Origin of the sequence: Aestuariivirga sp. (assembly GCF_044239095.1) — a bacterium.
In the GTDB taxonomy this organism is placed as follows: Bacteria; Pseudomonadota; Alphaproteobacteria; order Rhizobiales; family Aestuariivirgaceae; genus Aestuariivirga.
In genome coordinates, this window is record NZ_JBIICB010000220.1 from 1 (window position 1) to 7,418 (window position 7,418).

A 7,418-nucleotide genomic window follows, 5' to 3' on the forward strand; every position below is an offset into this window, starting at 1 on the left:
GATTTTCAACGGCGCGCTTCCGCAGGTGGGGCCGGGTGCAGACCTCAAGGGCGTCCTGACGGCCACAACCAAGTCGCTGGTGAAGGCTGGTCAGGTCGCGCGTGGTGATGCGCGCCCCGCCGCTGAGGCGGCAGCGGCCTGCCTCAAGCTCGCGATGCAGTAAACACGTCTTTCGCTGGCGGTCAGGACGTCATGACCGCCAGCGCCTCCTCCAGGAGGGCGGGCGAACCTGCGGTGATCACATTGCCGCCCTGGGCCATGTCGCCCCCCGTCCATTCCGCCGCAACGCCGCCGGCACCTGTCACGATGGGCAGCAGGGGTGTGATGTCATAGGGCTGGAGACCGCAGTCCATGGCGATGTCCAGGTGGCCTGCCGCCATCATGCAAAAGAAATAGGCATCCCCGCCATAGCGGGTGAGCTGCGCCCTGGCCTTGAGCGCCTGGAAACGGCGCTGGTTCTCAACACTGCGGTAGAGTTCTGGCGCGGTGGTGCCGATCGCGGCCCGGCTGAGCGGGATTCCTTTACGCGTTGCGATGGGGGTGGTGAGCCCGCGGTAGTCATGCCAGGCGCCCAGCGGGCTGCCGTAGAACATGTCGCCCACCACCGGCTGGTTCATCAGGCCGAGCACCGGCTTACCCTCGAAGCTCAGCCCGATGAGGGTGGCCCAGGTGGGCATGCCGCACACGAAGGCGCGTGTGCCGTCGACGGGGTCCAGCACCCAGGTGAAGGGCGAGCGGGCTTCCTTCAGCCCGTATTCCTCGCCGAGAATGCCGTGATCGGGATAGTGCGCCTCGATCATGGCGCGGATGACGCGCTCGCCGGCCCTGTCGCCCTCGGTCACCGGATCCCAGACCGGCCCGTCTTTCACATCAACGGCGATGTTCTGCCGGAAATGAGGGAGGATTGCCTTTGCGGAGGCTCCGGCGAGGGCGATCGCGAAGCGGGTGAGTTCGGTCCAGTCCGGGGTGGTCATCGCGCGCGTCCTCTGTCGACGAGCACCCTCCTAGGTGAGGGCCGGGCGCCTCTCAAGGTCTGTTTCATGCTGCATTGCAGCAAGCCGCAGATGGCCATGCGCCCAGTGAATAGCTGCATGAGATTGAGGCAAATATATATAATACAGATAGTTAGGGGATGTTCATCAGCGTAGGGGGCGAAAAATTTGACCATTTGTGCAACATTTTGTTTTCTCCCTCTTGAAACTGTCATTTTGCGCTGCCATATCGACCCCGCGGGACAGAGATGTCCTGCTGCCCTTCCTGGGCGTTTCCTCCCTAGACTTGGGCCGCGCGGTGCAAACCTGCGGCCCTTTTTTCTTTTCAGAACAATTGCTTAAGCCGTCGCCCAGCACTGACTTCACCGGATTCTTCACACCTCCGGACAATTCTCGCATCTGCGAGTGCACGCCGGTAATCTCGAGGTGGTTGTAAATCTCCGCTGGGATTGCGAACTTCTTCCAGCCTCCAGCCAGTTGAAGCCCTTTCATGCCCTTTCCGGCTTCAGCCAGCGTGCAGCAAAGGCATGGGGCCCAATTCGTGGCCACGCCTGTATGGCAGCCCTGCGGCCTGATGGGCGCGTCGGAGGGCGCTTCCTACGCCCTGACTGGATGTGTACGCCCAGCCGCCCAGAGGCCAATCCCAGCCCTCTGGGATGGGCACCATACGGGGCTCTCCGTTTTTCGAATTAGGAATGTGAATGTAACCGTCCCGAACGTCGCCCTTATTGACCTTAAAGCGCCGGTCAGTCAGCTGAGATCAGCTTGCCCAGCGTCCTCTGCCGCGGCGCGGGAGAGGAAGGGGACCCAACGAAGTTGGGGGAGGTGAGGGACCGCGGGGCTCCGAATTATATGCAGCGCCCTTGTTCCCTCATCTCCCCGTTGCGTTTCGCAACGGGTCCCTTCTTCTCCCGCTGAAGGAGCGGGAGAAGACATCAGCCGTCACAAGGATTCCATTTGATCGCCCGCCGCTCTAGGCCGTTCCAGTTAACATGTGCGTGGAGTTTGGGTCTGTGGTTCAGAGGTCCTTCTCTCAAAGAAGAGTCTGGTTGATGCCCCTTCAGTCTTAAGCTAACGACGGGCCTATGAATGTCGTTGCGTTCAATTTATATAAGAAGGTTCTGCATGATTGTCTGCGCGACGCCACGCTGCGGCGGAACGATATTCTGCCTTGAAAAGGCAAGGGAGACAGGGAACAGTTTCGTTGGCGAACTGAGCCCCGGGTATATCAAAGGTCTTGGCAGGTATGGCGACCTAAAAATGGCAAACCACGAGACGGGCTATCAGCCTGAGTTCGAACTGGATGACTTCTTGTCGCATTTGCAGCAAGTCCAGTCACCCCACAAGATCTACCTGATTAACGAGTCCGTAAGCCTAGCACTTCCTCTTTCATCTTTCCGAATAGCCACACGCAACTTACCGCGGGCCTTCCGCAGCATGGCAGATCTCGTTATCCGCTCAATGCCGGGAAACAATCCGGACGCGGTGTACCGGATTGCAGCCCATTCTTGCCGGGCCCAACTCGAGAGTAACATTCTGATCACCCGCTATAGCCAGATGACTGGAAAGTCACTCGTCTATTATGAAGATATCTACAGATCCAAGGGAGAATATCCATTTTTCGATGCTTTTTCACAGCGCGAAAGGCTGGAGCAGTTTTTTGGCCAACTTACCCGAATTGAGGGTGAAAAGCTGTCGCAAAGGTGATTGCATCTTCGTGGCGCATGAGCGCCTCTAAGGGGGTGTCCCGGTCGATGTGGACATTCGAAGTAAGGTTGGCGCTGTTCTCCTCGAGCCATAGGCGCGCGGTGTTCAATCCTTAGCGGAGAGTAACATCATGAAGAACGCTGCTACTTCCATCAATACGCTTGCCAGCGTCCTTGCAGAACGCAGAGTAGGCCCGTTAACCACTTGTTAAAGGTCCTCTTCGTAGGCGCCGGGTCAAAGGCTACACATCTCCCCATGCGGGAGGGCACTATGGCGCGCTATGATTTCATTTCCAATGATGACCGCAGACTGGTGAATGGCGGGGCATTACAAACTTCTCGCGTAATCACCTTTCGCGGAATTGACGTCAGTCACCTGGCGCGCAAATACGCAATCCATCGGCAGCTGAATCCGCAGGGCAGTGCCGTCCGGCAAAAGACCGTCACTCCGGACGCGGACCTTCATCAAGACATTGAACAGCGCTCTGGTTGGATTCATAGCATCTTTGATAGGTTGGCTGCCGTGTCGGAGCCGCAATCACCTTCGAGGATGCCGATCATGAAATACAGCGAGCCGCTCTTCAAGCCACGCTAATCGAGTGATTGGACGTGTGCCTCGCCGATTTCCAGCGAAACGACGTGCATGGCCCGCCGCATTCTGAGGACCGGCGACATCGCGCGGCAGTTCAATCTCATTCGTATCGGCCGGGACGACTACGCAGTTCTCGTTGAGGCTGGCTCAGATTGGTCACTTAAGGTTGGACGCATCCTTCGCATCCGTGAGCTACGATCAACCCAGCCCTCGTGGCTCTGGACGATCACCGGCCCCGCTGAGCCGGGAACTGGCATTACGCTGCTTGGCGAGGCAATGGACTATGACGCAGCGAAGATCGAATTCCTCACGGCCTTCACAGAACTGATCCTATGGTGTGAAGCAAATCGAAGCGGCGACATCCGTTGGACAGCCGGATGAAGGTTGATGCCCTGAAGTCCAGTTAGAGCATGATCAGCAAAAGTGGAAACCACTTTTGCGGCAAGATCATGCTCAAGCAATTGATCTTGCGCGCGTTCTTTTCGACGAGGTGATTCGGCCTGGTCGTAACGCGCTAGCCTCTACGAATCCCGCTGACCCGCTCCCGCCGCTCGGACGCCAGTACCCGCCCCAATCCGAGAACGCCGTCTGCGGGGGCTGTGTGAGGGCAAGAAAGTCCGCCAGCGTGCACACGATGACAAGATTGAGCGCGCTGGCTGCAACTCGCCAACAGGCGCGCAACGAGCCTATAAGAGCCAAGAGGCTGCAGATATCAGGGCCGAATTAAACGGAACTGCGGCAATCGTGTCCATGCCGCACTTGTGTATAAGTGGCCGATATCGTGCCGCATGACCTTGTGGCTTTGCTCAAGGGGTGGTTTGAGTTGCACCATCATGACCAGCAAGACCTTGCTCAATATTTCCGCAAACATGACAAACGCCGCGATGTGCGATTCATTTTTGCATGTCGCTCAGGAGCAGTATACCGAGATGCTGCCGCGCGTGCGAATGGATGCAGCGCGTGCAATGACTGGTTGGATGGTGCTGTTTGGCTACCGGGCCTTGGTTCAGTGGTCGGACGTGGATGATTGCTTTATCGGCTGTGTGCAGAACGCTGGAAGTGACTTTGTGAGCTTTCACGGAAAAACGGCTGCGGGGGTCAAGGAAGCGTTCGAAAAGGCGGTTCGTGACTACATGGTGAAGCGAACTGATGGACGCAGAGCAGGAAGAGCCGAACTTGCCCGGGAGCCCGAGAACGCCACCTAACGCGACAGCCTTTTGAAGGGAGAGCCGCCGGTAATGGCCGGGACTGGGCTTGCCATCACCGGCGAGGTAGCGTGTCCATTGGGTTAAGGGTGTACGGGGCGTAGGACGGTGTCGATAAGTGGCCGACCGAGGGGATGTCAGCAAACTTGGCCGACATCTTGATCGAGAGCCATTTCCGCGCCAATAGCGCCCAGGATCGGGTAGGAAGGCCCCGCAGCGGCTTTGCCGCTGCGGCAGCATCCGCATAGGGTCCAGCGCGAGTCTGCCCATACACCAGTGTTCAAACTGGACTACTCGTTGGGGGCCGATCACTTTGGTTCTGTCGCTGCAGTCACTGGTTCGGCTGCGCTGACCGGTATCGCCTTGGGGCCTGTGCGGCGCACCGGGAAGGCGTGTTTCAAGCGGCCAATCGGCTCTTCCATCGCATACCACGACACTGTGGCAACCACGATTGTCGTCGTGCCTAGAACGGCAAAGGTCAGCGGGCCTGGGGTGTAAAGCACCGGAAACGCCTCTGCCATCACATACCAAACCATCATGTGATAGACATAAACTCCAAAAGATATCATCGCCAGAAACTGCGCAGGGGGCGATTGCAGAAGCCAGCCAATCGGCCCCCGGTAGCCTTGAAACGCGCCTACGACCAGAACGGCCACGGCGGGTTGGGCAAAGAAGCGGTAGCTGTCAGAATGGCCAAATCCGTCCCACAACACCAAGGGTAACGCCAGCATCGCCACAGCCAGGGCAACAGCGAAGTGGCTGGTCATCACCTGCCGCACGGGGGGGGGGTGGCGTTGCAGCAAATATGCCAGCGCCCCTGTCAGGATCGGATCAAAGGCAAAGACCAGAACCAGCCACCACCGGTCAATTGCCAAATGGGTGTCATTGGCATGCACAAAGACCAACACCGCAAGGCCCGCAACCACCACCACGTGCAGGGTTTTTTCTGACAGGAACAAGATGATCAGGGGCCAACCCAGATAGAACTGCTCCAAGACGTTCAAGCTCCACAAATGGGAAACAACCCAGGGGTGCCATTCCTGCGAAAGCGCGAAATAGATGTTTGATGTGGGCATAAAGTGCCAGGCGGCACTGTCGCGGAACCCGTCGGCATTCAGCGCCCATGCTGCCGCAAAGCAAACGATCAGCGCTGGAAACAGCCGCAATGCTCGCCTGATGTAGAAATTGCGCACCAGGATATGGCCGCCCCGCGCCTTGGCGTTCATCAGAATATGGGTGATCAAAAAGCCAGAAATCACAAAGAACAGGGTGACGCGCACATATTCGGTCACCGGCGCCTTATTCCAGTAATGCACATACAGCACGCCTATCATCGCCAAAGCGCGCAAGCCGTCTATCTGGGGACGCTTAATCAATGCATCTGTCATGTCCGCATTCCCTCACCATCTGCGCTAGATTTGGTAGAAACCTGACAAAAGTCCTTGATGGTAATCATTGACTGAGCAATCGCAGAATTTTCTGCGGGGCCTGTTGCGCGATAGGCTGCTCGGAAGGGATCGGTTTATTCTGCCCGATGGGGATTGGTCAGCGCGGCACTCATGTGACAGGCCTAGTGACCTTTTGCATCATCACAAGTCCATAAAAGCGCCGATTATTGGGTTAACCCCACATCCACCGGGTAACCGGCCTGATCAAAATGAGCAGAAATGCGCGATCCGGGCAACATTGAGCCGCTGTTTCGGCCACGTTAATCGAGTGAGCCGACGTGCGCCTCTATCCTCGCATGCGCCGACCATCGGGGCGGCGGCCGGGCTGACCGTGCAGGAGGGCAAGAGGCAGTCTCCAAAGCTGTTCAAGTGGGTGCCATTCGCGGGTTTCGCGGAGGCCGGTTGGGAAGGTAAAGCCCGTGAAACGTTCCGGCACCCGACCTGCCGGCCAAGAAAGCCGCTGTCGCCTCGCTGTAGGCGCGGGAGAGGGCATCCTCGAGAGCGGTGGGGCTCAGTCGCGCGCGAAGCCCGCGATGATCCAGCCGACCCCGGAGCATATGACATAGATTGCAGCCGCTGCCGCATCGAACCCGACGGTTGTGTACAGCCTGCCTCCATCTCGACGGGTGCCCATGAGCCACTCCGACCCGGGTATGCCTGCCGAACAAGGTCGGCAATACAAGGACGAAAATGTTCGGTTTGATTGAGTTGGTGGCAGGACCCCACTGTGCCAACCTCGATGTCATCGGTCGGCGGCAGAAAGCCCGTCGGACTCCGGCGATTCGCTGGACAGGTCCGGTCAAACTGTTTCGATTTCTCGGCAGGCCCAGCCCCGGTGGCAGGGTGAGAGGCTATTTTTGAGCGGGTCCCTCCCTGGACTTGGGCCGCGCGGTGCAAAACTGCGGCCCTGTTGCGGCAGGGATTGGATTTCATGCGCCGGAGGCTGGCTGCTACTCCGCCGCAAGCCGTTGCGGCGAGAAGCGCTCCTCGAGCCATGGGAGGAGGGTCTTCACCACATCCTCCAGGACATTCCGCAACGGAATGAAGCCGGCGGTCTTCTCCAGGGTTGCCTCGTTCATGTAGAGGCTGCGGTTGATCTCGATCTGCAGCGCATGCTGGCCGCGGTGCGGCGCGCCGTGGTTCTGGGTGATGAAGCCCCCGGCATAGGGCTTGTTGCGCAGCACCTTCAGCCCATGGTGCTGCAGCTTCTCCTCGACGAAGGCCGAAATGTCTTCCGCGCATGACGCGCCGAACCGGTCGCCCAGCACCACGTCCACCATGCCCGCGCCGTGCGGGGCGACGTGGGTGGTGGCACTGGCGGGCATGGAATGGCAGTCGACCAGCAGCACCTCGCCCACCTTGGCGAGCACGGCATTGGTGAGGGCGGAGAGCGTGCGGTGATAGGGAATGTAGATCTGCTCGATGCGCTTGCGCGCCTCTGCGAAGTCCAGCCGCCCACGATAGATGTCCTCGCC

General features: G+C 58.8%; 9 protein-coding genes. 4 read left to right on the plus strand and 5 right to left on the minus strand.

Annotated features, from left to right (window positions below; all coding sequences use genetic code 11):
- Positions 1–182 precede the first annotated feature (182 nt).
- Positions 183–974, minus strand: a complete 792-nt coding sequence (locus ACILRA_RS16995; protein ID WP_395663254.1) for an inositol monophosphatase family protein — start codon at positions 972–974, stop codon at positions 183–185.
- A 165-nt stretch (positions 975–1,139) separates the two neighbouring features.
- A complete protein-coding gene (locus ACILRA_RS17000) occupies positions 1,140–1,484 on the minus strand; it encodes a hypothetical protein (protein WP_395663255.1) in 345 nt (114 codons plus the stop codon).
- A gap of 633 nt (positions 1,485–2,117) precedes the next feature.
- Between ACILRA_RS17000 and ACILRA_RS17005 the strand changes: the two genes are divergently transcribed.
- The 4 genes from ACILRA_RS17005 to ACILRA_RS17020 all read left to right on the plus strand — a co-directional run bounded on the left by ACILRA_RS17005 (position 2,118) and on the right by ACILRA_RS17020 (position 4,495).
- Complete coding sequence (locus ACILRA_RS17005) at positions 2,118–2,699, plus strand: hypothetical protein (RefSeq protein WP_395663256.1); 582 nt, start codon at positions 2,118–2,120, stop codon at positions 2,697–2,699.
- Positions 2,700–2,969: 270 nt separating this feature from the next.
- Positions 2,970–3,293 carry a hypothetical protein gene (locus tag ACILRA_RS17010; protein WP_395663257.1) on the plus strand — a complete coding sequence of 108 codons (324 nt, stop codon included), beginning with the start codon at positions 2,970–2,972 and terminating at the stop codon, positions 3,291–3,293.
- A gap of 48 nt (positions 3,294–3,341) precedes the next feature.
- Positions 3,342–3,671, plus strand: a complete 330-nt coding sequence (locus tag ACILRA_RS17015; RefSeq protein WP_395663258.1) for a hypothetical protein — start codon at positions 3,342–3,344, stop codon at positions 3,669–3,671.
- 452 nt (positions 3,672–4,123) lie between these two features.
- Positions 4,124–4,495, plus strand: a complete 372-nt coding sequence (locus ACILRA_RS17020) for a hypothetical protein (protein ID WP_395663259.1) — start codon at positions 4,124–4,126, stop codon at positions 4,493–4,495.
- Between the two features lie 308 nt (positions 4,496–4,803).
- Here ACILRA_RS17020 and ACILRA_RS17025 read toward each other — a convergent pair whose 3' ends face one another.
- From ACILRA_RS17025 to ACILRA_RS17035, 3 genes are all read right to left on the minus strand, one after another.
- Complete coding sequence (locus ACILRA_RS17025) at positions 4,804–5,883, minus strand: acyltransferase family protein (protein WP_395663260.1); 1,080 nt, start codon at positions 5,881–5,883, stop codon at positions 4,804–4,806.
- 571 nt (positions 5,884–6,454) lie between these two features.
- A complete protein-coding gene (locus tag ACILRA_RS17030; RefSeq protein ID WP_395663261.1) occupies positions 6,455–6,577 on the minus strand; it encodes a hypothetical protein in 123 nt (40 codons plus the stop codon).
- Between the two features lie 316 nt (positions 6,578–6,893).
- A partial coding sequence (locus ACILRA_RS17035; protein ID WP_395663262.1) for an N-formylglutamate amidohydrolase occupies positions 6,894–7,418 on the minus strand: 525 nt, incomplete at its 5' end.

Coding starts and splice junctions, on each gene's coding strand:
- ACILRA_RS17020 (WP_395663259.1), top strand. CDS start 4,124: ATGACCAGCAAGACCTTGCTCAATATTTCCGCAAACATGACAAACGCC.
- ACILRA_RS17010 (WP_395663257.1), top strand. CDS start 2,970: ATGGCGCGCTATGATTTCATTTCCAATGATGACCGCAGACTGGTGAAT.
- ACILRA_RS17030 (WP_395663261.1), bottom strand. CDS start 6,577: ATGGGCACCCGTCGAGATGGAGGCAGGCTGTACACAACCGTCGGGTTC.
- ACILRA_RS16995 (WP_395663254.1), bottom strand. CDS start 974: ATGACCACCCCGGACTGGACCGAACTCACCCGCTTCGCGATCGCCCTC.
- ACILRA_RS17015 (WP_395663258.1), top strand. CDS start 3,342: ATGGCCCGCCGCATTCTGAGGACCGGCGACATCGCGCGGCAGTTCAAT.
- ACILRA_RS17025 (WP_395663260.1), bottom strand. CDS start 5,883: ATGACAGATGCATTGATTAAGCGTCCCCAGATAGACGGCTTGCGCGCT.
- ACILRA_RS17005 (WP_395663256.1), top strand. CDS start 2,118: ATGATTGTCTGCGCGACGCCACGCTGCGGCGGAACGATATTCTGCCTT.
- ACILRA_RS17000 (WP_395663255.1), bottom strand. CDS start 1,484: ATGAAAGGGCTTCAACTGGCTGGAGGCTGGAAGAAGTTCGCAATCCCA.